General features: G+C 71.4%; 22 protein-coding genes. 11 read left to right on the forward strand and 11 right to left on the reverse strand.

The window, feature by feature from the left end; translation table 11 throughout:
* Positions 1-6: 6 nt before the first annotated feature.
* Positions 7-873, reverse strand: coding sequence for a tetratricopeptide repeat protein (locus D7X12_RS03930; RefSeq protein WP_147443513.1), 867 nt, complete (start codon positions 871-873; stop codon positions 7-9).
* Positions 874-1,064: 191 nt separating this feature from the next.
* Here D7X12_RS03930 and D7X12_RS03935 point away from each other — a divergent pair, with 191 nt between their 5' ends.
* Together D7X12_RS03935 and D7X12_RS03940 are read left to right on the forward strand one after the other, a co-directional pair.
* Entirely contained in the window at positions 1,065-1,625 is a 561-nt protein-coding gene (locus D7X12_RS03935) for a hypothetical protein (RefSeq protein ID WP_120623925.1), read from the forward strand.
* Positions 1,626-1,756: 131 nt separating this feature from the next.
* Positions 1,757-2,419 carry a hypothetical protein gene (locus D7X12_RS03940; protein ID WP_147443514.1) on the forward strand — a complete coding sequence of 221 codons (663 nt, stop codon included), beginning with the start codon at positions 1,757-1,759 and terminating at the stop codon, positions 2,417-2,419.
* 86 nt (positions 2,420-2,505) lie between these two features.
* On the opposite strand, the gene D7X12_RS03945 is transcribed toward D7X12_RS03940, so the two are convergent.
* From D7X12_RS03945 to D7X12_RS03955, 3 genes are all read right to left on the reverse strand, one after another.
* On the reverse strand, positions 2,506-3,429 hold the full coding sequence (locus D7X12_RS03945) for a biosynthetic peptidoglycan transglycosylase (protein ID WP_120623927.1): 924 nt from the start codon (positions 3,427-3,429) through the stop codon (positions 2,506-2,508).
* A gap of 12 nt (positions 3,430-3,441) precedes the next feature.
* Positions 3,442-4,140 (reverse strand): NlpC/P60 family protein, encoded by a 699-nt coding sequence (locus D7X12_RS03950; protein WP_147443515.1) that lies wholly within the window; start codon positions 4,138-4,140, stop codon positions 3,442-3,444.
* A gap of 141 nt (positions 4,141-4,281) precedes the next feature.
* A complete protein-coding gene (locus tag D7X12_RS03955; RefSeq protein WP_120623929.1) occupies positions 4,282-5,406 on the reverse strand; it encodes a hypothetical protein in 1,125 nt (374 codons plus the stop codon).
* 237 nt (positions 5,407-5,643) lie between these two features.
* On the opposite strand from D7X12_RS03955, the gene D7X12_RS03960 reads away from it, so the two are divergent.
* From D7X12_RS03960 to D7X12_RS03975, 4 genes are all read left to right on the forward strand, one after another.
* Positions 5,644-8,196, forward strand: a complete 2,553-nt coding sequence (locus tag D7X12_RS03960) for a M1 family metallopeptidase (RefSeq protein ID WP_120623930.1) — start codon at positions 5,644-5,646, stop codon at positions 8,194-8,196.
* Positions 8,197-8,266: 70 nt separating this feature from the next.
* Positions 8,267-8,947: a hypothetical protein gene (locus D7X12_RS03965; RefSeq protein ID WP_120623931.1), complete on the forward strand. Its 681-nt coding sequence runs from the start codon at positions 8,267-8,269 to the stop codon at positions 8,945-8,947.
* 48 nt (positions 8,948-8,995) lie between these two features.
* Entirely contained in the window at positions 8,996-9,598 is a 603-nt protein-coding gene (locus tag D7X12_RS03970) for a hypothetical protein (protein ID WP_120623932.1), read from the forward strand.
* Entirely contained in the window at positions 9,595-10,953 is a 1,359-nt protein-coding gene (locus D7X12_RS03975) for a DUF6986 family protein (RefSeq protein ID WP_120623933.1), read from the forward strand. Before D7X12_RS03970 ends, D7X12_RS03975 begins: the two co-directional genes overlap by 4 nt.
* Here D7X12_RS03975 and D7X12_RS03980 read toward each other — a convergent pair.
* From D7X12_RS03980 to D7X12_RS04005, 6 genes are all read right to left on the reverse strand, one after another.
* On the reverse strand, positions 10,945-12,048 hold the full coding sequence (locus D7X12_RS03980; protein ID WP_120623934.1) for a zinc ribbon domain-containing protein: 1,104 nt from the start codon (positions 12,046-12,048) through the stop codon (positions 10,945-10,947). The genes D7X12_RS03975 and D7X12_RS03980 overlap by 9 nt on opposite strands.
* Before the next feature lie 79 nt (positions 12,049-12,127).
* The gene (locus D7X12_RS03985) at positions 12,128-13,642 is read right to left on the reverse strand and encodes a tail fiber domain-containing protein (RefSeq protein WP_120623935.1); all 1,515 of its coding nucleotides are present in this window, start codon (positions 13,640-13,642) and stop codon (positions 12,128-12,130) included.
* 101 nt (positions 13,643-13,743) lie between these two features.
* Positions 13,744-14,811: a DUF2804 domain-containing protein gene (locus D7X12_RS03990; RefSeq protein ID WP_120623936.1), complete on the reverse strand. Its 1,068-nt coding sequence runs from the start codon at positions 14,809-14,811 to the stop codon at positions 13,744-13,746.
* A gap of 106 nt (positions 14,812-14,917) precedes the next feature.
* Positions 14,918-16,090: an ABC transporter permease gene (locus tag D7X12_RS03995; protein WP_120623937.1), complete on the reverse strand. Its 1,173-nt coding sequence runs from the start codon at positions 16,088-16,090 to the stop codon at positions 14,918-14,920.
* A complete protein-coding gene (locus D7X12_RS04000) occupies positions 16,087-16,821 on the reverse strand; it encodes an ABC transporter ATP-binding protein (RefSeq protein WP_120623938.1) in 735 nt (244 codons plus the stop codon). The genes D7X12_RS03995 and D7X12_RS04000 overlap by 4 nt, the downstream gene beginning before the upstream one ends.
* Positions 16,822-16,840: 19 nt before the next feature.
* Positions 16,841-18,391: an alpha/beta hydrolase gene (locus D7X12_RS04005; protein WP_439329344.1), complete on the reverse strand. Its 1,551-nt coding sequence runs from the start codon at positions 18,389-18,391 to the stop codon at positions 16,841-16,843.
* 136 nt (positions 18,392-18,527) lie between these two features.
* On the opposite strand from D7X12_RS04005, the gene D7X12_RS04010 reads away from it, so the two are divergent.
* The 5 genes from D7X12_RS04010 (at position 18,528) to D7X12_RS04030 (ending at position 21,781) form a co-directional block, all read left to right on the forward strand.
* Complete coding sequence (locus tag D7X12_RS04010; RefSeq protein ID WP_120623939.1) at positions 18,528-19,370, forward strand: LEA/WHy family protein; 843 nt, start codon at positions 18,528-18,530, stop codon at positions 19,368-19,370.
* 104 nt (positions 19,371-19,474) lie between these two features.
* Positions 19,475-19,867 carry an aspartate 1-decarboxylase gene (gene panD / locus D7X12_RS04015; RefSeq protein WP_120623940.1) on the forward strand — a complete coding sequence of 131 codons (393 nt, stop codon included), beginning with the start codon at positions 19,475-19,477 and terminating at the stop codon, positions 19,865-19,867.
* A 112-nt stretch (positions 19,868-19,979) separates the two neighbouring features.
* Positions 19,980-20,423 (forward strand): hypothetical protein, encoded by a 444-nt coding sequence (locus D7X12_RS04020; RefSeq protein ID WP_120623941.1) that lies wholly within the window; start codon positions 19,980-19,982, stop codon positions 20,421-20,423.
* A gap of 43 nt (positions 20,424-20,466) precedes the next feature.
* Complete coding sequence (locus tag D7X12_RS04025) at positions 20,467-21,099, forward strand: EcsC family protein (protein WP_120623942.1); 633 nt, start codon at positions 20,467-20,469, stop codon at positions 21,097-21,099.
* A gap of 142 nt (positions 21,100-21,241) precedes the next feature.
* Positions 21,242-21,781, forward strand: a complete 540-nt coding sequence (locus D7X12_RS04030) for a winged helix DNA-binding protein (protein ID WP_120623943.1) — start codon at positions 21,242-21,244, stop codon at positions 21,779-21,781.
* Between the two features lie 23 nt (positions 21,782-21,804).
* Here the strand turns inward: D7X12_RS04030 and D7X12_RS04035 are convergent, their stop codons facing one another.
* Entirely contained in the window at positions 21,805-22,107 is a 303-nt protein-coding gene (locus tag D7X12_RS04035) for a hypothetical protein (RefSeq protein ID WP_120623944.1), read from the reverse strand.
* Positions 22,108-22,407: the final 300 nt, after the last annotated feature.

Consider the following 22,407-nt stretch of genomic DNA (forward strand, 5'->3'; position numbering starts at 1 on the left):
CCACTGCTACGCCGCGCGGAGAAGCCCCCGCCGCTCGATGAAGGCTTGCAACTCGGGCCACCGGGCGGAAAGGAACTCGAAATCGCCGGGGCGCACGGGCTGCAGGGACGCCAGCGCGGCATCAATGGCAGCCGCGTGGCGCACCGGGTCCAGGGCGTCCAGGGCGAAGGCCCGGAGGAGCTTGAGCCGGCGGGCGTCCCGTCCCACCAGCGCATCCGCCTCTCCCGCCCGCGCATCCAGCGCGGTCATGGCGGCGGCGGGATTGCCTTCGCGGCAGAGGAGCGCAACCTCCGGCAACAACGCATAGATGGGAGGCAGGGCGCCGCTGCGTTTGCGTCCCTCCTCCAGCCAGGCGTGCGCGGAGGCCAGGTCGCCCTGGGCCAGGCGCGCTGTGGCAATCAGACCGGGTATCCACCGGTGCATCGCGGGTACGGAGCGGAGCTTGCCGGAGCGCTCCGCCGAGCCGAAGAGCTCCAGCGCGCGTCCGGTGTCTCCCAGCGCCAACTGGCACTGCCCCATCATGGCGACCGACACCGCCCGTTGTACCCCCTGCGTGGCGCGGCGGGCGGCTTCCTCGAAGCGGTGGGAGGCTTCCTGTTCGTCACCCGCGCTGAAGAAGGAGACCCCCTGGTGATAGGTCCCCGCCCAGCGGCGGATCCGCCAGTAGAAGAAGGCGAACAACCCCAGGAAGACCGTGACGAGGAGCGGGATGAACACCCGCGGCCCCAGGGCCTCCCGAGCCCCGCCACGGCTGACATGGTTGTAGGAGACGAGGAAGACACCGACCCAGACCGCCCAGGCGATAGCCCGCTGCACCGAGAGGAGTGGAAAGGGTTTGAGGTGAGACTCTCTTGGCAGGGGAAGTTCGTTCACGAGCTGTCACCCTACCACCCCCCGTCAACCGCGTTCGTCCGGCTCCACGCGTCGAGCGCTTCGCCGACTTCCTTTACCTCCACTCCGTCTTCCAGGAAGCTCTCGGCTTCATCTGGGGGGATGATGCATCAGGGTCCACGTCGCGCGACGCCCGGAGCCCCCTGCGAAGTCTCCCTGTCAGGGAGACGGCAATGAAGCGCAAGCAGGTTGGATTCGGTATCGCGGTCTGGCTTTCGGCCGCTGGGGCGCTGGCGCAGGAGGCCGAGCCGGGCAGCGGCATCACCCCGCAGCTGGGCCTGCAGCTCGGCTATGCGAGCGGGGATGACATCGAGGGCGGCGAGCACGGCGGGCCCGGAGCTCGGGTCCAGCTGCTCGCGCGGTTCAATCGCTTCGTCGCGGCGGGTGCGGAGGGGGCCTACTTCCTCAAGGCCGGCTCGCAGACCCGCGTCAGCCCGAGGCCCGGCGGAGGCGAGGACACGAAGAGCATCTCGGGCGGGCTCATGCTGCTGTCCGGCGTGCTGCGCCTCGGGTTCGACGATAAAGCCGTCCGCCCCAACTTCCTGGCGGGGCTCACCCTGGGCAATGCCGGCGGGCAAACGGACACGTTCTACTTCCTGGGAGGGGAGCTGGCCTTCATGGTGAGCCGGCTCCCCCTGGTCGTCGACGTGCGCTACCTCGCGCCCCTCTCGGGGTCGGAGACGGGCTATCCGAACTACCTCACCCTGGGTCTGGGGACGCGCCTGTCCTGGTGAGCGAAGAAGCTGCCTTCCATGGGCACCGCGCGCGGAACCAAGAATGTCCGCGCCGCGGACGCAAGGCATGCAATCCTTGTCTTTCAATGCGCGGAGCCGTTGCACCCACCCGCCGCCTGGCGACCCCTGACATGACTGCTCATCCTCTTTTCGCTTCGTTGATGCTGCCTCTCTTGTTGTGGGGCGTACCGGCGGCGGCGCAGGAACCGTCTTCTGGCTCCGGAATCGCGCTGGGCGTGCGCGGGGCCTATGGCATTCCGCTGGGGAACATCTTCGACGACAACAAGGTGTCCACCTTCGTTGGCAACACCGTGGCCCCCCAGGTGGACCTCGCCTATTTCCTGCGCCGGCAGCTCTCGTTGGGAGCGTATTTCCAGTACGGCTTCGCAGAGGGGGTCCAGGGCATCGTGAGTAACGAGACCTCGGGCCGCGTGCTGCGGTTCGGTTTCGACGTGGACTACCACTTCGCGCCGGAGGCGTTCGTGGCCCCCTGGGTGGGAGTGGGCATGGGGTATGAGATTGCCTCCGTGGACTTCCGCTTCCCGCAGGCGGGTGAGTCAATCTCCACGGTGGAGTACAAGGGACTCGAATGGGGGCACGCGCACTTCGGCGTGGACTTCCAGCTCACCCGCTCTGTCGCGGTGGGCCCCTACGTCACCGCGACGCTGGGGCAATACACAAAGTACGATGCACTGCTAGGGGGTATCCTGCTCCCGGGAGAAGACTTCCCTGGTGACTCCAGGGCCTTCCACTTCTGGATCCAGCCCGGCGTGCGCGTGCAGTTCCGGCTGTAGGTGCGACCTGCCTGGAGTCTTGTTTCCGCCTTTGCCACGGGTCCGACTCCCTCCGCCTCCACGGCACAACGCACTGCCATGCCCCGCTAGGGAGCGCCGTCGTCCGCTTCGTCCGCGCCGCCGGTGTCCCCGGACTCGCGGCCGAGCAGCCGGTCCACCTCCGCGTGCGCTTCCTCCGCCTGCGCCGCGCTGATGCGGCGGTAGATCTTGAGCGCATCCACCAGGCGGTGCGAGTGATTCAACAGCGCACGGGAGCCGCTCCTGGGCGAGCGCTTGCGCGGAGACGGCAGCATCGATGCGAGCACCGCGCCCTGGGCCACGGAGAGCTGGGACGCGGACACGCCGAAGTGCTCGCGCGCTCCCGCTTCAATGCCATACACGCCGTTCCCCCACTCCACGACGTTGAGGTACAGCGTGAGGATGCGCTGCTTGGTGAGCGCCTCCTCCAGCCGGTGGGCCAGCATCAACTCCTTCGCCTTGCGCAGCAGGCTGCGGTCCGTGGACAGCCAGAGGTTCTTCGCCAGCTGCTGCGTCAGCGTGGACGCGCCCCGGCCCAGCTTCCCCTCCTCCACCGCCTTGCCCACCGCACGCGCCAGCTCCACCGTGTCCACGCCGTCGTGCAGATAGAAGCTCGCGTCTTCAGACAGGAGCACCGCGTCCACCGCGGGCTTGGAGATGGCGGACAGGGGCACCCACTGCTGGCGGCGGCGCGGCTTGCGGCCCGCCTCGCGCGCCTCGTCCGCCCGCTGCTCCATCAGCGCCGTCGTCTTCGGGTTCTCCTTCACCAGCGGACGCGCGTCCGGCAGCGTGACGTACGCGTGGCCGGTGATGCCCAGCCCCACGAGCAGCACGCCCCCCAGCACCCAGCGCAGCGGCCGGCGTCGCCGTGACGGCGCGGGCGTCGCGGCGGATACAGCAGGCCCGGCGTTGGACGCAGCCGGCTCCGCGCCGTCGGCAGCGGGCCTGTCACCCCGGGCGTCTTCTGGACCTTCGGCTTCGACCTTGGACATCGCCTGACGTGTCTAGCGCTGGTGGCTCCTGCCGTCACCCTTCACGGCGAGCTTCGCGGAGGCCAGGCGCTGCGGCTCGGGCGTGCGCCAGCTCTCGTCCACGGAGGCGAACCCCGCCACCAGCTCTCCCGCCATGTACGCGCGCGTCTTCTTGCCCTTGCGTCGCAGCCAGTCATTGAGCACCCGGCCCTTGTCGTCATGACGCGCTTCCGGGTGCTGGAGGTTGAAGCGCGAGCGCTTCACCAGTCCGCCGGACTTGTGCACGAACGTCACCGTGCCGTCCTTGCCCACCCGCTCCACGATGCCGATGTGCGTGAGCCCATCGTTGATGCGGCCATCGCGGTTACGGTCGAAGGTCTCCTTGAAGAACACCAGCGCCCCCGGCCTGGGCGCGTCCATGAGCATGCCCAGCGCCTTCGCCTTGCGGTGGATGGCCGTGACGCCGTTCTCCTCCGGCTGCACGTCGTCCGGCAGCAGGTCCAACCGGCGCTGCTGGAAGGCCAGCCGCGTCATCCCCGAGCAGTCGTCGCTCACCGTCTGGCTCACCGGCGCCAGCGTCGTCATCCCCACCCAGGACTTCGCCCGCCCCAGCGCCCGGTCCGCCAGCACCACCGGCGCGGCCCGCTTCGCCGTCGCCTTGCCCGCGGCCTCCGCTGCGCCCCCCCACACCAGCGCGCTCACCAACGCGCCCACCCACACGCCTCGTCCCATGCGCTCGCGATAGAGCAATGGCCGTGCCCGGCCTCCACGCAGCCGCGCATGTCCACCTCACGACGGACGCGCCAGCGTCACCCGCACGCGGTGGGCAAGGAAGTTCCCACGCGTGGCAGCCGCGCACCCTCCCCCGTGGCTTCAGGGCGCTGAAGGTTGCGGCTCGGGCTGCTGCGCGTTGTTCCACCGCGCGCTGGCCTCCGGCACCTTCATGCGCTCCGAAGCCGTCAGCACGTACAGGTGCTCGTCGTGGACGACGGGGGGCGAGGCCTGGGTGCGGGTGTCGGGCCCGTCGGTTCGTACCGGCCGCGACCTGGAAGGGCGCGGGTGCCTCCCGATTTCATCGCCCCCCACCACGACGTTGGGGGGCTCGCGGTCATTGACGTAGGACTTGCTCGGCCCGCAGCCTCTCGTCGTGCACCCGGCGGTGAAGGTGGAGGTCGGGCGCGGCTGCATGACGGGCCGCGGGGCCGGAGCGATGGGGTGGAGGTCACAGACCGGCCGGTGCCGCGTCGTCGGGTCCCCCTGCGCCTCCGACCGCGCCCGGGCCTCCAGCGCGACCAGCAGCGGCAGCAGCACGCCCAAGACGGCGAGCTGCGCCACCGCGCCAGGCATCCGCGAGCGCGGGCCGGGCAGCACCTCCGAGCGCAGGCTCGTGAGCAGGAACGCCGCCCCGATGGCCGTACACAGCAGGAGCGCCACCACCGCCATGCCCTGCGCCGTCCACTCGATGACCTCCAGCTGCCGCACCTGGAACGCCTCCAGCGCCGCCCTGCGCGCTCGCTCGCCCCAGGCCGCCGCCGGCCCCTCCAGGCCAAAGCCCACCGCGCAGGCCGCCACCCACACCACCGCGCCGTGCGCCTCGCGCCGCAAGAGCGGCCACTGCGCAAGCCCCAGCGCCACGCCCAACCCCGCGGGTGCCATCGCCTGCGTCCACCCCAGGTTCGTGGCCAGGGCGCGCGAGCCCACCATGCCCACCGCGAACCCCAGCGCCGTCACCGCCACCCAGCCGGGCACCTGGAACCCCACCATGCGCAGCGCTCGCGCCTGCACGGTCCCCAGCAGCGCGCCCGCCAACGCGTACGCGCCCAGCTCCGCCAGCCGCCGCACCACCCCCGCCTCCACGGACGACAGCCGCTGGAAGGCCGCCGTGCGCAGGCCCCACTCCAGCCCCTGCACGCAGAGGTCCGCCACCTGGTTCGCGAAGAACAAACCCAGCACCGTGACCAGTGACAGCAGGACTACCTGGAAGAGACGGGGGATCATGACGCTCAGTCTGCGCGAGCATGCGCCCCCATTGCCAACCGCACGCCCCCCGGGATGCTCGCCGGACAACGGCCCTGTCGCCCGGTGAAGGTGCGCCAGGGCGGATGTAGGGCCCGCCCCCGGGCCACGGGTCAGGCTCCGCATCCGTTCGCGGGCGTCCCGAAGCGTCGTGAAACGGCGGACACTGGGAAAGGGAGCACGAGCACAAGGGGCAGCCAGCGGTAGATTCGCGCCCCTATGGCGCATTCCACCGACGACAAGAACTTCCGCCTGCCCACCACGCTCCGTCCGCGCCGTCATGCGGCGACGGTGACCCTGGACCTGGAGGGACGCAGCTTCACGGGCGAACAGCAGGTGGAGCTGGAGCTGTCCCAGCCCACGCAGGAGATCATCCTCCACGCCAACGCGCTGGACCTGGGTGACGTCACCTTCCGCGCCGGCAAGGACACGCGCAAGCCCACCTCCACGCGCGCGGTGCCGGTGAGCGAGACGGTGGTGCTGACGTTCGATGCGCCCCTGCCCGTGGGACAGGCCACGCTGGACGTGCGGTGGAAGGGGCGCTTCTCCGAAGGACTTCGCGGGCTGTACGCGGCGGGCCAGGTGGCCGCGACGCAGTTCGAAGCCGCGGACGCGCGCCGCCTGTTCCCCTGTTTCGACGAGCCCGCGTTCAAGGCCCGCTGGGCCATCACCGTGCGCGTGCCGCCGGGCCACACGGTGCTGGGCAACGGCAAGGTGGTGAAGGACGAGCCGGACGGCGAGCTGCGCCGCGTGACGTTCCAGGAGACGGAGCTGCTCAGCTCATACCTGGTCGCGCTGGTGGTGGGGCCGCTCGTGGGCACGCCCGAGGAGACGGCGCAGGGTGTCCCGGTGCGCACCTGGGCGCTGCCGGAGAAGGCGCACCTGGCGAAGTTCGGCCAGGACGTGGCGCTGGCGGTGCTGCCCCGGCTGCAGGACTACTTCGGCCTGCCGTATGCCTTTGGCAAGGTGGACCAGGTGGGCATCCCGGACTTCGAGGCGGGCGCGATGGAGAACGCCGGCCTCATCACCTACCGGGAGGTGGCGCTGCTGTTGGACCCCGCCACCGCGCCCCTGTCGGTGCAGAAGCGGGTGGCGGAGGTGGTGACGCACGAGCTGGCGCACCAGTGGTTCGGCAACTGGGTGACGATGGTGTGGTGGGACGACCTCTGGCTCAACGAGGCGTTCGCGACGTGGATGGCCTTCAAGATCGTCGACCAGTGGCGGCCGGAGTGGCGCATGTGGCTGGACTTCGACGCGCACCGGGCGAGCGCGCTGGCGCTGGACGCGCTCAAGTCCACGCACCCCATCCACGGGGAGGTGCGCAACGCGGGCGAGGCCGGTGAGAGCTTCGACGCGATCACGTATGAGAAGGGCGGCGCGGTGCTGCGGATGATTGAGGGGTTCCTCGGCGAGGGCCCCTTCCGCGAAGGCATCCGGCTGTACATGCGCAAGCACGCGCGCGCGAACGCGGTGAAGGACGACCTGTGGAACGCGCTGGGTGAGGCGGCGAAGCAGCCGGTGTCGGAGCTGGCCACGGCGTGGATTGGCCAGAGCGGCTTCCCGCTGGTGTCGGTGAAGGTGACGGGGCGCGACGTGGCGCTGACGCAGCGGCGCTTCTATTCGGAGCCGGGGGTGAAGAGCCCGGAGACGTGGCCGGTGCCCATGGTGCTGCGCTACGAGGACGGCACGGGCGTGCACGAGCAGCGCGTGCTGTTCCGCGAATCCCAGACGACGGTGAAGCTGGAGGGCACGGGCGAGGTGAAGTGGCTGTGCGCGAACGGCGGCTCCACGGGCTTCTACCGGGTGGCGTACGAGAAGGAGGCGCTGGAGAAGCTCGCGGCGAACCTGGGGACGCTGGCGCCGTCGGAGCGCATCTCGCTGCTGGCGGACACCTGGGCGCTGGTGCGCACGGCGCAGGCGCCGGTGGCGGACCTGTTGGACCTGGCGGGGCGCTTCGGCGACGAGGAGGACGAGGCGGTGCTGGACGAGCTCGTCGGGCGGCTCGCGTACATCGAGAGCCGGCTGACGGAGGGCGAGGACCAGGAGCGCTTCCGCCGGTGGGTGGAGTCGCTCTTGGGCGGCGGCCTGAAGAAGCTGGGCTGGCAGTCCGCGAAGGGGGAGCCGGACCGGGTGCGGCTGCGGCGCGCGGCGCTGGTGCGCGCGGTGGGTGGGCTCGCGCGGAGCCCGGAGACGCTGGCGGAGGCGCGGCCGCTGGTGGCGCGGATGCTCCAGGGGGACAACACGGCGCTGGACGCCAACCTGCTGGACACGGCGGTGGGCATGGTGGCGCGGGCGGGAGACGCGGCGCTGTTCGATGAGCTGTTGCAGCGGATGCCGAAGGAGCCGGATCCGGCGACGCAGCGTCGGTACCTGATGGCGCTCACGTCCTTCGAGGACCCCAAGCTGACGGAGCGGGCGCAGGCGCTGCTGTTCTCGGAGACGGTGAAGACGCAGGACGTGGCGAGCTTCGCGACGGGCCTGCTGGGCAACCGCACCGGGCGCGACGCGTGGTGGGCGCAGCTGCAGAAGCGCTGGAAGGAGTTGGTGGCGCGCACGGGCGCGGCGCCCATGCTGCTGCGCCGGGTGGTGGAGGGGATGGGCCTGTTGCGCACGCGCGAGCACCTGGAGCAGGTGAAGGCGCTGCTGCAGGCGAACCCCATTCCGGAGGCGCAGCAGGCCACGGCGCAGACGCTGGAGCGGCTGGCGCAGGACGTGGCGCTGCGCGAGCGCGTGTCCCCGGAGGTGTCCGCGTGGCTCAAGCGGCGGCCGTGAGGTGAGGGCGGTCGGGAGGGCGTGCTATCAGCGGACGGCGCACCCTCCCGGTGCCTCTTGAGGAGAGCCGATGTGGAGGTCGCTCCTGTGCTGCATGGCCCTCGGGCTGGGGTGCTCGGCCTCCCGGCCACCGCCGGGCGTCGTCCAACCGGCTCCGGGTGAGCGCCTGGCGAGCATCCCAGGTCCCCTCCCCGGCCATGGGCCCTACAAGTCCTTCTCCGACGCGTTGATCGCGGCCTGCCCGCTGATCCTCAAGCAGCCCCAGGCCACCGCGGGCCGTCCGGCAGACCAGGAGTTTCCGCTGCGATGGAGGCTCTCGCAGGAGTACTGCGCCTGGGTCTATTACACGCCCGACCACCAGTTCGAGCTGGGCATGCTGGCCACCAGCGCGGTGCAGGATGATTCGCGCAAGAAGAGCTGCGCGCTCCCACCCGTCGTCGCGGATCCGCGTCACGCTCCCGAGAGCCTGGGCTACGTCTTCATCCTCCACAACCACCCGTTCGAGAACGAGCTCTCTGATTTCGACATCCGCTTCGCCGTCGCCAGGGCGGACGTCCACGGGCTGTCCGTGAGCACCCGGGCGGGCCCCGTTCCGCTCTCCATCATCGCGTTCTTTTCCCGAGGCCACGACGTCATGCAGCCCACGTGTGATGGGTTCTTCCAGTACGTTCCCAGCACCGGGCAGATCATCCGGTGGACCGCGCGGGAGCAGGGACGATGGCAGAGCAAGCAGATCGCCACGCTGACCTGACTCCATGACACGAACTACCGCATCCAACGGCAGTAGGACGGCCTCCTCATGCGCTTGCGCTCCCTCTTCCTCGTGTCTGGCCTGACGCTCTGCGGTTGCATGAAGGCCCATCGTCCCGCGCTCGTGGAGGCGGAGCCTTCGCTCGGCTTCCCCTCCTCGTTCGACACCCGCACCGTGGTGGCCGAAGGAAGAACCTATGAGCTGGACGGCGCCGTGCTGCGCGCTCTCTCCCTCGCGACCACGGACTTCCTTCCGCCCACCACGCCCTCGACGCCCTGCTGGGACCGGCCGGAGTCGCACCGCTACCGGATCCTCCGTGAGCAGGACGTCATCTTCATCCGCATCGACGAAGACCCTGGCGCCTGTGGTCGGCAGGTGCCTGCCCTGCACTCCGGAGCGAAGTACGCCATCCATGCGGATGGGCGGCTCCTGCGGCGCATCCTTGATGGTGAGCCAGAGCAAGGCCTGAAAGACGGCCCCGGTAAGGACGACACCAGGGAAGAAGCCCCACCCGGCACGCCTTCGCCCCAGGACCCGCTCCACCCGGGGGGCCCTCCTCCCCGCTTCCTGTCACCCTCGCCTGACGGCGGCCCGCATCCCCTGCCGCAGGAACCCCGCCCTCCCTCCGATGGAGGCACTGGAGCCCCATGAAGACCACGCTCACGCCCGAACGCTCCGCCGCCTCCCGCGAAGCCCTGCGCCGCGCCAACGCGGCGTTCGCCCGCGTCTACCCGGGCGAGTCCGCCTCCCGCCAGCCCGTGCACACCGTGTACGGCGGCGCCCACCTCTTCCGCGCCACCACGGCGCGGAAGATGGGGGACCTGGCGCTCGCGGCGCTGCGCGAGTACGCCCCCGACAGCACGGCGCTGGCCCACGGCCTGGGCCTGCCCCAGCGCGGCGGCTTCGCCCAGCGCGTCCATTCCCGCGTCGTGGACAAGCTGGAGCGCGAGCCCGTGGAGGACTTCCGCATCGACTTCGAGGATGGCTACGGCCACCGCCCCGACGCCGAGGAGGACGCCCACGCTGTCTCCGCCGCCGCCGAGGTCGCCCGGGGCCTCGAACAGGGCGCGCTGCCCCCGTTCATCGGCATCCGCGTGAAGTCCTTCACCGAGGAGCTGTACGGCCGCGCCTCGCGCACCCTGGACCTCTTCGTCACCTCCCTGCTGGAGCACACCGGCGGCAGGCTCCCGCCGTCCTTCGTCGTCACCCTGCCCAAGGTCACCGTGCCCGAACAGGTGACCGCCCTGGCCCACCTGCTGTCGGAGCTGGAGTCCGCCCACGGCCTCAAGTCCGGCGCGCTGACGCTGGAGCTGATGGTGGAGACGCCCCAGGCCCTCTTCGACGCGCGGGGCCGCCCCCACCTGCTCTCCCTCGTGGAGGCCGGCGAGGGCCGCTGCTCCCACGTGCACCTGGGCGTCTACGACTACACCGCCGCCCTCAACGTCAGCGCCCACGTGCAGAGCATGCTCCACCCCGCCTGCGACCACCTGCGCGACACCGTGCAGGTGCTGCTCGCGGGCACCGGCGTGCGCCTGTCCGACGGCGCCACCAACGTCATGCCCGTGGGCCCCCACCGCAAGCAGGGCGACACGCCGCTGCTCCCCACGCAGCAGCGCGAGAACACCGACGCCGTACACCGCGCGTGGCAGATGGCCTACCGGCACACGCGCCACTCGCTGGAGCGCGCGTACTACCAGGGCTGGGACCTGCACCCCGCCCAGCTCCCCGTGCGCTACGCCGCCGTCTACGCCTTCTTCCTGGAGGGCCTGGAGCCCGCCTCCCAGCGCCTCAAGGCCTTCGTGGACAAGGCCGCCCAGGCCACGATGCTCGGCAACGTGTTCGACGACGCCGCCACCGGACAGGGCCTGCTCAACTTCTTCCTGCGCGGGCTCGCCTGTGGCGCGCTCACCGAGGAGGAGGTCCGGGCCACCGGCCTGACGCTGGAGGAGCTCCGCAGCCGCTCCTTCCGCGCCATCGTCGAGGCCCGCGCCGCCCCATCACGCTGAGATCGGCGGATCCCGAGGCGGCTGTGGCGGCGGCTCCGGAGGCCGTGGCACGCCCCGGTGCCCCAGCCACTCGCGCGACACCGCCACGTCCACCGCGAGGATGCCCAGCAGGAACAGCCAGGGCCCCAGCCGCGAGGACAGCCCCGTCAGCGCCCAGACGGTGACGAGCCCCGCCAGCACCGGCGCCACCACCAGCGGCAGCGCCTGACGCGCGCGCCGCACCGACGCCAGCACCCCCAACGCGAGCAGCGACAGCACCACGCCCGTCGCACCCAGCCGCGACTGGCCCGACACGGAATGGCGCGCGGAACCGCCCAGGAACGGATCCCGCTGCCAGGTGTGCGTGTCTTCAATCTCCCGCCCGAAGTTGCTGTCCACCGTGACGGTCCGCTCGCGCTGGAGGAACAGCCCGCCCACCGGCGCGCCCAGCCGCGAGGACCACGGCAGCAGCATCCCCACCGCGCACGCGGCCACGCCCGCGAACACCCACCGCTTCAGCCGCACCTCTCCCGGCCGCCGGGGCAACTCCTCCCGCGCCGCGGGCGACGCCCGGAACGCCCGCCACTGCACCGAGCCCACCACCAGCGCCGCCAGCACCCACAGCAGCGGCGCCACGCCCAGGCCCAGCGACAGGAACGCCTCCGTCACGGTGAGCGCCGTGAACATCGGCAGGAACGCCGGGTGCGACGCCCACTGCACCACCGGCGCCAGGACGGCGGGCGGCGGGTGGCCCGCGGCGCCCAGCTCGCGCGCGCCCAGCATCAGGCTCCCCACCAGCATCAGCGCCGCCCACGGCAGCTCCAGGCCCCCGCCCACGAAGGGCAGCACCGGCACCAGCACCGCGGCCGTCACCAGCCCCGCGCCCAGCAGCGGCAGCGAGCCCCCGGGCAGCCGCTCACGCAGCCTCGGGTCATCCAGCACGTCCTGCACCGCGCGGCCCGCGGTGTCCGCGGCCCGCTGCGCCTTGTCCGCCACGTCGTCCATCACCGGCGACGGGGGCGCGTCCCCGGCCCGCGTCACGCTCCGGCCGCAGTGGGGACACGTCCGCGACGACACGCCTTCAGGGAGCGGCTGACCACAGTGCGGACAGGACATGACGCATCATCCTCCTCGGCGACGAAGGGGGGCGTGGAGCCTTTGCGGCGCGCCCCCCTGCTTCCACGAACCCGGGACGTCAGCGCTTCGCGTCCCGCGCATGCACGGCCGCTTCCAGCCGGGCCAGGCTGCGCTGCATCTCCGCCATCTGCGCCTTGAGCGTGTCCACCTCCGCGCTCTTCGCGTTCAGTTCCTGCGTGCGACGCGCCAGCGCCTGGATGGCCACCATGTTCACGCCGTCGATGTCCAACAGGCCAATGCTCTTGTCATCCGTGCCCAGGCCGAAGGCCGCGCGGAAGTCCTGCGCCACCGGGCCCACGTGCCGCACGCCGTCCGCCTCCGCCTTGTAGCGCCAGCTCTCCACCGGCATCGCGGCCACCTTCGCCAGGACCGCCTCCCCGTCCACGCGGCGGAAGTCCTCCTTGGTGGCGCGGTCCGACGTGCAGGAGAAGGCGCCGGAGCCCGCCGGCAGGTCACACCCCGTGAGCATGTCGCTGCGCGTGCGCAGCCGCACCCCGCCCGACGCGCGCACCGTGAACTGGTTGGAGGCGGTGTTCGTCACCACCGCGTTGGTGACGGAGGCGTCGGCCCAGATGAACGACCCGTTGAAGCCGCCCGACGACGCCCGCTGACCCAGCGCCGTGGAGTAGTCCCCGTCCGCCACGTTGCGATAGCCCACCGCCACCGCGCCCTGGGCGCTGGCCGTGTTGGTGTAGCCCATCGCCGTGGAGTAGAGCCCACTCGCGGTACTGAACGCGCCCGAAACGAACGCCACCGAGCCCGAGGCCGTGTTGCTCGTGCCGAAGCATGCCGTGGTCGTACCGGTCGCCTGACACTGGTCGCCGTACGCGAAGCTGCCGTAGCCACTGGCCATCGTCAGGGTGCCGCCCGCGAGGGAGTAGAAGCCGATGTTGGCCTCGTCCCACTGCGTGTCGGCGTTGCCCACGCGGAAGGCCGCCTTGGACGGGTGCCACATCAACCGCAGGCCCTTACCCGTCATCGGGAGGGTGCCGCGGCCCAATTCACCCCGCACCAGCAGCCCGCCCGCGGAGTCCAACGTGAAGAGCTGGAACTGGTCCCAGGTCGGCTGGCTGCCGCCCGTGGTGGTGTTGCGCACGCGCAAGAGCGGCGTGGCCGGCGTCGCGTTCGTGGTCGCGTCGAGGAACACCTCCGTGTTCGCCGTCAGCCGGCCCTGCACCTGCCCCGAGCCCGTCACCGCGAACGACGCGGCCTGCGGCGTCACACCGTTCTGGATGGCGGTCGTCGCGGCCGTCAGCCGCGGATCATTCCCCTCCACCGCCGTGCCCGGGCCGCTGCCGTAGACGACGCTCGCCACGTCGCCGTCCAGCTTCAGCCCCGTGCCCACCTGCACCGAACCCGCGGGGCCGATGGGGCCGATGGGGCCCGCGGGGCCGATGGGGCCCGCGGGGCCGACCGAACCTGCGGGGCCGATGGGGCCCGCGGGGCCGACCGAACCCGCGGGGCCGGTCAGGCCCGCGGGGCCCTCCGGCCCCGTGTCCCCTTCGGAAACACACCCGCTCACGCCCACCACAGCGACACAGCCCAGCGCAACCACCACTCCTCGGCCCCTCATGCAGTGCTCTCCTGGTGAAGGACGCTCACACTGGCAAAGCACCGGGTCGGAGTAAAACCAGGACAACCCCGGGAGTCAGGGTTCCCGGATGAGCGGGGTTCCTACCAGAGCATGTCCTGGTCCTCGGTGACGCCCGGGACGTTGGACAGCTGGAGCTCGCGGCCGGCCACGCGCACGGTGCCCTCGAAGAAGCCCACGGGCTGGGCGAAGTGGCTCACCACCAGGCGCAGGTTGCGCTCCTCGCGGTGCACGTAGATGGGCTTGAAGCGCAGGTCCACCGCGCCGTCGGCCGTCGTCAGGCGCCAGGGGTCGAGCAGCTCCTTCGCGTTGTATTCGAAGTGCGCGCGGCCCACCGGGTAGAGCCGGTCCCCCAGCCAGACGGCGTTCTCGTTGGCCTGGGCATCGCCCTCGTTGAAGCCCTCCACCAGGTTGATGCCCACGGGCGTGCCGTCCGCAAGCCGCCCGGCCGCGAAGGCCCAGCGCCAGGCCGTGTGCCGCGCCAGGTAGCCCTGCGTGTAGTCCATGCCGCCCACGCCACCGTCCAACCGGAAGCGCTTGCCGCCCGCCTCCAGACTGCCGAAGGCCAACAGGCCGCTGCGCTTCTGGGTGACGTTGACCAGCCCGTCGCCCGCCACGGGCGCGATGACGGTGAGGGCCGGAGGGCCGCCCGCCACCAGCAGGTCGCCGTTCCACTGGAACGTCTGGAGCGACTGCGTGCGCATGCGGCTGACGTCCACCTCCACCTGGTAGCGCTCGTCGGCCTCGCCGCGCTTGACGGACATGCGACCGCCCAGCGTGCGGAACGCGGCCACCAGCCCCGCGCCCGGCTTGTCGCTCACCTCCGCGAGCGGCCCGGGCACGCCCAGGAAGCTCACGTCGCACAGGGGGCGCTTCTCCTGCAGGTCCACCGCCACCGCGAAGGCATTGGCCGTGTAGCCCAGGTCCACCACCGCGAAGAGCGCCGCCACCTCCTGCGTGGCGACGAAGGTGTAGTGCCAGCGCTTGCGCTTGAGCAGCCGCGTGGCGCGCCCCGGGGCCCACTTCCCCAACAGTTTGGGCAGGTCCACTTCGGGCAGCTCACCCTGGTACGTACCGAACCGAGGCTCTCCCTGCGAGGAGGCCACCGAGGCCGGCGCGAAGGGCAGGAGGGCTTCACTCTCAGGAGTCATCACGGGACATTGGACGGCACTTCGCGAGCCCTGTCACGCGGACATCGACGGAGGCCCCCCACAACGGCGCCCCGGCGACACTCACGGGGCGCTCCACGCCTGCTCGCTAGCTCCGGCCGAAGATGATGCGCTCTTCGGACAACAGCCGCGTGGTGAAGCGCAGGGCCACCGCGGACACCACCAGGCACGACAGGAGCGCGAGGACGAAGGGCACCGGGCCCAGCGTCTCGCCGCGCATCACCTCCGCCGCGAGCATCTCCTGCCCCAGCACCGGCACCGCGAACATCCACGTCTGCGTCTGGAGGGGCGACAGGGCCAGCATCATCCCCGGCAGCGTGGGCAGCACCATCAGGAGCGACAGGTACGTCTGCGCCTCCTTGTACGAACGCGCATACGTGGACACCCACATCTGCACCGCGGACGCGGCGAGCACCAGCGGCATCACCGCCGCCAGCATCCCCAGCGCGGCCGGCAGGTCGAAGCGGGCGCGCACGCCCAGGTCCTCCAGCGGCACGCGCTTCACCACCAGGAAGTAGCCCACCAGACACAGCAGCACGCCCGCGGCCGCCATGGCGCACGTGGCCAGCCACTTGCCCGCCACCACCGCGCCGCGCGGGGCGGGGTTGAGCAAGAGCGGCTCCAGCGAGCCGCGCTCGCGCTCGCCCGCCATCGTGTCGCTGGCCAGCTGCATGCCGCCCGCGAACGCCGCCATCACCAGGAACAGGGGGATGGTGGTGAGCACCGTGGCCGCGGTGCGCTCCGGCGTGGACAAATCCAGCTCATCCACGCGCACGGGCACCGCCAGCTCCGGCGCCACGCCGCGCGCGAACAGGCGCTGGCTGCCCAGCTGCTGCGAGTACGCCCCCAGCATCCGCTGCGCGCGCTGCACCGAATGCCGCGCCTTGTTGCGCGAGCTGTCCACCACCAGCCGCACCGCCGCGGTGCGCCCGGAGGTGAAGTCCTCCGCGTAGTCGTCCGGCACCACCAGCACCACGTCCAGCTTGCCGGCCTGCACGAGCGCCTCGTAGTCCTGCGGCGCCTCCGACAGCTTCGCGCCGTAGCGCTCCAGGAAGGCCATCAGGCTGGGCGCGTGCGCGCGGCCCACCACGGGCATCTCCAGCGGCCGGTCCTGCCGGTACCAGGAGGCCATGATGTTGAACATCACCAGGAAGACGAGCGGGCCCAACAGCGGCCACAGCAACGCGGAGCCCATCGTGCGCCGGTCGCGCAGGTGGTCCCGCACCTCCTTGCGCAGCACCGTCCCGACGAGCCCCCTCATTCGCGCAACCCCTGCTCGCTGCCAATCACGCTCACGAAGGCTTCCTCCAGGCTGTCCTTGCCGGTGCTCGCGCGCAGCGCGTCCGCCGTCCCGTCCGCCACCACCCGCCCCCGCGCCACCACCACGATGCGGTCACACAGCGCGGCCACCTCCTGCATCACGTGGCTGGAGAACACCACGCAGCAGCCCTGCGCCTTCAGCTTGCGCAACAGCGTGCGCACGGAGCGCGTGGCCATCACGTCCAGCCCGTTGGTGGGCTCGTCCAGCAGCACGTTGCGCGGGCCGTGCACCAGCGCGCGCGCCAGCGCCACCTTCACGCGCTCGCCCTGGCTGAAGCCCTCCGTGCGCCGGTCCGCGATGTCCTTCATCTCCAACAGCTCCACCAGCTCCTCCACGCGCGCGTCCAGCGTGGCGCCGGACAGCCCGTGCAGCTCGCCGAAGTACCGGGCGTGCTCGCGCGCGGTGAGGCGCGGGTAGAGGCCGCGCGCGTCGGGCAGCACGCCCAGCGCGCGCCGGGCGGCTTGCGGATCCTTCGCCACGTCCACGCCGTCCACGGTGGCGGTGCCGCTGTCGGGCTGCACCAGCGTGTAGAGCATGCGCAGCGTCGTCGTCTTGCCGGCGCCGTTCGGGCCCAGCAGGCCCGTGATGACGCCGTCCTCCGCGGTGAAGGTGACATCCTCCACGGCCGTCACCTTGCCGAACTGCTTGTGCAGGTTCCTGGCTTCAATCATGGGCGCGGGAGTCCTGACCCTACGGCACGGGGCCGGCGAAGGAGGTGAAGAAGGGCGGCCGCTTGAGGCCCGTCCCACAGTCGGGCGTGAGGCCCTCCACGCTGCCGCGCGTGAGCACCTCCGCCATCAGCGAGCGCGCGCAGTCCGCGCCCACCGTGTTGTGCCCCAGCCCCGGCACCACCACGTGCAGGCTGCGCGACAGGGTCTGCTTCGCCTGTTCGCCCCAGGCCGGCGGCGTCACCGGATCCAGCTCCCCGGAGAGCAGCAGCGTGGGGATGTCCGACACCACCGGTTCGCGGAAGTTCTTCGGCACGTCCGCGGCGGGCCACTTCTCACACGCCTTCTTCACGTCCAGCGCCATGCGCGAGCCGAACCAGGTGCCCTTCGCCTCGCGCTCGGCGTCCGCCTCCGTGAAGAAGGGCGCGTCCTCCGCGCACACCACCGCGAGGAACATGCCCCGGCTGGTGGTGCGCGCCACCTCGTCGGTGAGCCCCAGCGACAGCGCGACGAAGGGCGTCCAGTCATCCTTCGCGGCGCGGTCCAGCATCAGCGGCACCAGCGACGCGACGTCCGGGCTGTAGAGCAGCGCGAACAGCTCCGACACGAAGATGCGCCGGGTGAGCGTGAAGTCCTCCGGCACGCCCGTGCGCGGATGGGCCACGCGCACCTTCGCGGGCGCGGCGTCCAGCTTCGCGAGCAGCCCTTCCGTGCGGGCCCGCAGGTCCGGGTAGGCCTTCGCGCAGACGCTGTCCTTCGCGCACGCCTCCAGCAGCAGATCCAGGGCGCGCTGGCCGTCGCGCGCGGCGTACAGCGGCAGGTACTGCCCCATGGGGGCCACGCCATCCAGGATGGCCGTGCGCACGCGGTCCGGGTGCTGGCGCATGTACACCAGCGCCGCGCGCGTGCCGTAGGAGATGCCCCACAGGTTCACCTGCCGGTAGCCCAGCGCCGCGCGCACGTCGTCCAGGTCGTCCATGGCGATGGACGTGGTGTACAGCCGCTCGTCCGCGTCCCAGCCCTTGCGGCACTGGGGAAGCACGTCCGCGTCCTCGCGGTCCTCGAAGCGCTCCGCCAGCGACGCGCGCGACGGATTGAGCGCCTCGCAGTCCAGCGGGTGCGAGTCCCCCGTGCCGCGCTGGTCCACGAAGACGATGTCGCGCTGGCGGCGGATGCGGTCCAGGGCCGGGAGGATGCGCGTGCGCGAGGCCGCCTGCCCCGGGCCGCCCGCGAGGAAGAACAGCGGATCCTCCTGGGGCTGCGACGCGAGCGCGGGCACCACCACCACGCGCAGGGAGAGCTTGCGGCCCTTCGCCGCCATCCGGTCCTCGAAGACCTCCAGCGTGCCGCACAGCGTCTGCGCGGCCACCCCGTCCAGCCGGCACGGCGTCAGGGCCATGCGCCGCACCGGGCCGGAGGCCCCCGTGGACTCACCGGACGCGCGCGAGCAGCCCGTGGCCCACGTCAGCGACACCAGCAGCGCCAGCGCGAGCGGTATGGAGGGACCCCGCGGGTGCCCGGCGGGCGCTCCCGGGGAGGTGGCGAGGGGGTGAGAGAAGATGCCACCTGTCACTGCGGGCCAACCTCCGGCACGGGGGAGACCCTGGCCGCATACCACTGGTGTGCCGAAGGTGCACCCACCCGCCAAGGGTCCGCTCGCGCGCCGGGATTGAATCCCGCGCGGACCGGGTGCGTCCTCTGCTACGCCCATGCCCATGAAGAATCGCGCGTTCCTGGTGTTCCTCGCCCTGTCCGTCTTCACGCTCAGCGGCTGTGCCGCGCTCCAGAGCCTGTTCAACAGCGCCTTCAAGAAGCCCACCCTGCGCTTCAAGACGGCGCGGCTGGCCAACGCGTCGCTGTCGGACGCGACGGTGGACCTGGTGTACGAGTTGGACAACCCCAACAGCCTGGGCCTGAAGCTGGCGTCGGTGGACTACGCCTTCTTCGTGGAGGGCAAGCAGGTGGTCGCCGGCAAGCCGAAGAGCGGCGTGAACCTCAAGTCCAACGGCAAGAGCGAGCTCGTCTTCCCCGCCAACGTGCGGTTCGCGGACATCGCGCCGGTGGTGACGACGTTCCTCAACAAGGACGTGGCGGCCTTCAAGGCCCAGGGCTCCCTGGGCATCCAGACGCCCATCGGCGTCATCAGGCTCCCGCTGGAGAAGGAGGGCACCTTCGCGGTCCCCAAGATTCCCCAGGTGCAGTTCCAGCCGCCGCGCATCACGAACGTGACGCTGAGCGGGGCCACGGTGGAGTTCCCGCTGTCCATCACCAACCGCAACGGCTTCCCCCTGCCGGTGTCCGGCATCACCGGCGCCCTCAAGGTGGCGGGCGCGAGCGTGGGCAACCTGAACACGGGCAACCTGGGGATGCTGGACGCCAGCGGGACGAAGCAGGTGACCCTGCCCCTGACCATCAACTTCGCGAGCGCGGCGTCGGCGGCCATGGCCCTGCGCTCGGGCGGCAATGCGCAGGTGAGCCTGAACGGCAACCTGACCTCGGACGCACAGTCCGTGCCCTTGAACCTGAGCCAGCTGCTCAACTTCAAGAAGTAGCTGACGGAGGGCTTGCAGGGGAGCAGGCGGTGCGGACGCCGGGGATGTTGTCCCCGGGCGGGGGAGCCGTTACGGTTGCGCCGCTTCCCCGAGGGCCCCCCGCCATGCGCCGCATCCTCTTCAAGTCCAAGATCCACCGCGCCACGGTGACGCAGGCCGACCTCGACTATGAGGGCTCGGTGACCATCGACCGCAACCTGCTCCAGGCCGCGGACATCCTCCCGTTCGAGAAGGTCGCGGTGTGGAACGTCACCCGCGGCACCCGGCTGGAGACGTACGCCCTGGAGGGTGAGGCGGGCAGCGGCGTCATCTGCATCAACGGCGCGGCCGCGCACCTCAACCAGCCCGGCGACCTCGTCATCCTCGCCACCTTCGCGGAGGTGGAGGAGGCGGAGCTGGCGAACTGGAAGCCCACGGTGGTGTTCGTGGACGGCAAGAACCGGGCGGTTCCCGGCATCACCGAGGAAATCCCCGGGCCCGCGCGCCGTATTGCCTGAAGCCGCGAGCGCCGGCTTGTTTTGCCGGCCCTCTCCCTGTCTGCCATGCTCCCCGCCCTTCCCTGCAGGAGCGGGGGCGCGGGCGGCCCCGTGTCCCGGAGGCGATGGCGCGATGAGGTGGACGTGGGTGGGCCTGACGGCCCTGGCGTGGGTGGCGGTGGGGTGCAAGTCGGTGGGTCCCTACCAGCGTGACCCCAACGAGGAGGACGCCCTGTCCTCGAACGTGCCGGTCATCCGGGCGCCCCCGAAGGACCGCTGCGTCGCGCTGGGGAAGTCCTCCGTGCGGGGCCCCTGCGATGACGCGCTCTACCTGGGCAGCGAGTACACGCGGCGCCTCGCGGTGGGCGACGAGGTCTGCCTGGAGGGGGGCTACGGCGAGGAGCCGGGCGCGGCGTGCAAGGCGCGCGCGGCGGTCATCGACACGGGGACCAACCGGGTGAAGCTGGAGGTGCGGCAGGCGCGCCCGGACTCGCGGTGGTTCAAGTCGGAGATGCGACACGCCTGGTACGAAGAGGGCGCGCTGGTGGACCTGTACCTGGCCGAGCGGGGTTACTAGACACGAGACACCCGGCCGCGAGCGCGGCCCCAAGGAGGAGGACATGGCCTTCTACGACGGCGTGACGGAGCGACTGGGCTTCTTCAAGAAGCTGACCCCCGCGGAGCTGAAGAAGCTGGGGGCCCTGCGTCTGTCGGACCTCATCCAGCAGGAGGTGGGGCGGGCCAAGGTGCGCGTGGCGGCGCTGGAGAAGCGCTATCCGTCCGCGAACACCAAGGAGCTGGCGCAGCGGCTGGTGGACGAGAAGAAGAGCCTCGCGAGCATGGCGGGCGGCGTGAGCGGCGTGTTCGGGCTCATCTCCCTGCCAGCGGACCTGGTGTTCATGGCCTACCTGCAGATCATCCTGCTGACGGACGTGGCCACGCTCTACAAGGCGAACCTCAAGACGGACCGCGCGCGCGGAGAGCTGCTGGACCTGTTCGGCTACGCCAACGGGCTGGGGCCGCTGCACCGCTCCGGGCCCAAGGTGCTGGGGAAGCTGGCCGCGATGCTGCTGGCCAAGGGCGGCATGTCCACGCTGGGCCGCGCCATGCCGCTGGTCGCCGCGCCCATCACCGCGTACCTCAACAACCAGCACATCCAGATGGTGGGCGAGCAGGCCGTGCGCTTCTACGAAGGCTTCGACAAGGCCCACGCCAAGGCGAAGTCCGCGAAGCGCAAGGCGAGCGGGAGCTGAGGCCCGAAAGGGCCTCGTCCGACCCAACCGATATGCCCGTCACGTATCCACGTTGAGTCCCATGCGGGCATGGACCCGCGGGACCTCGTGGTGGCGCTGGCCTGAGCCGGAGGCTGACGCCCCCAGGGGATGGAGGGGTGGCATGACGGAGCTCTCGGTGGATGTGCGGGTGCAGGTGGCGCGGTTGCGGAACCTCCTCGTCGACGCGGCCCGTTGCGGCTCCCTGGCGAGCCCCCTGGCGTCCCTGTCCCATCCCCGCTGGGAGCCGCTGGAGCTGCAGGCCCTCTGGTGGCTGCGCGCGGAGTGTCTGCTGCCGGTGGGTGTGCTCGCGATGCGACTGGGGGGACTCGCCATGCCCCGCTTGAGCCGACTCGTGGACCGGCTGGAGGAGGGCGGCCTCGTGCGCCGCGAGCGCTCCGTCCGGCATGATCGCCGCCGCGTGCGCGTGCGCCTCACCGACGAGGGCCGCGCCGTGGCGGAGCAGATGGACGCGCAGGTGCAGGAGCGCATGGGGCGGCTGCTGGCCCCGCTCCAGGGCGAGACGCGCAGCGCGCTGGTGGACATCCTGGAGCTGTGGGTGGAGGCGCTGGGCGCCCAGGCGCGCGCCGCCGTGGAAGCGGACGAGGACGACGCCGCTCCGGACGTGGCTCCCGATGAGCTTCTAACAGCCTCCGCCGCGTGACGACGGCCCGCGGGCCTACAGCTTCACCTCGGTGACGCCCGCGGGCGACGGCAGGCCTCCGCTTCCACCTCCACCGGGACCACGTCCGCGCGCACGGGCCCCAGGGGACACCGCCCCGCGGTGTCCGTCTCTTTGCCGGGCTCCCGCAGGGACACGGCGACGCCCTCGGCTTCAGGGACGAACTCCTGCGCGGGCATGGCGCTCCAGGCCCCCCGCGCATCGCGGTGCTCGAGCAGGTCCACCGGAGAGGGGGACCGCGCTCGCACCTGGAGCTGCGCCCGCGTGAAGCCATCCCTCCGGAGCACCCGCCAGCGATACGCCGGCACGCGCCCCCACCCCGTCCGCCGTGCCCGCCATCGCCTCCGTCGGCGTGAAGGTGGAGTCCCACTGCGCGGGCGCCACCGGCCGTCGCGGACGGATGCCGCGCAAATGCAACTTGATTGCATATACACTTTGATGGCATCCATTGCGGGCCCTTCGCGGAAGACGTGAGGCGGCCCACGCACCGCCACGGGTGCGCCCGGAGGGGAGCCATGAGCCGCATTGTCTGGAGTGTCGGAGGCACGGGGGTGCTGCTGTCGTGTCTCGCGGTGGCGTGGCTCCAGCGGCCCCTGGAGCCCCTCCCC

This window comes from Corallococcus sicarius (genome assembly GCF_003611735.1).
GTDB lineage: Bacteria > Myxococcota > Myxococcia > Myxococcales > Myxococcaceae > Corallococcus > Corallococcus sicarius.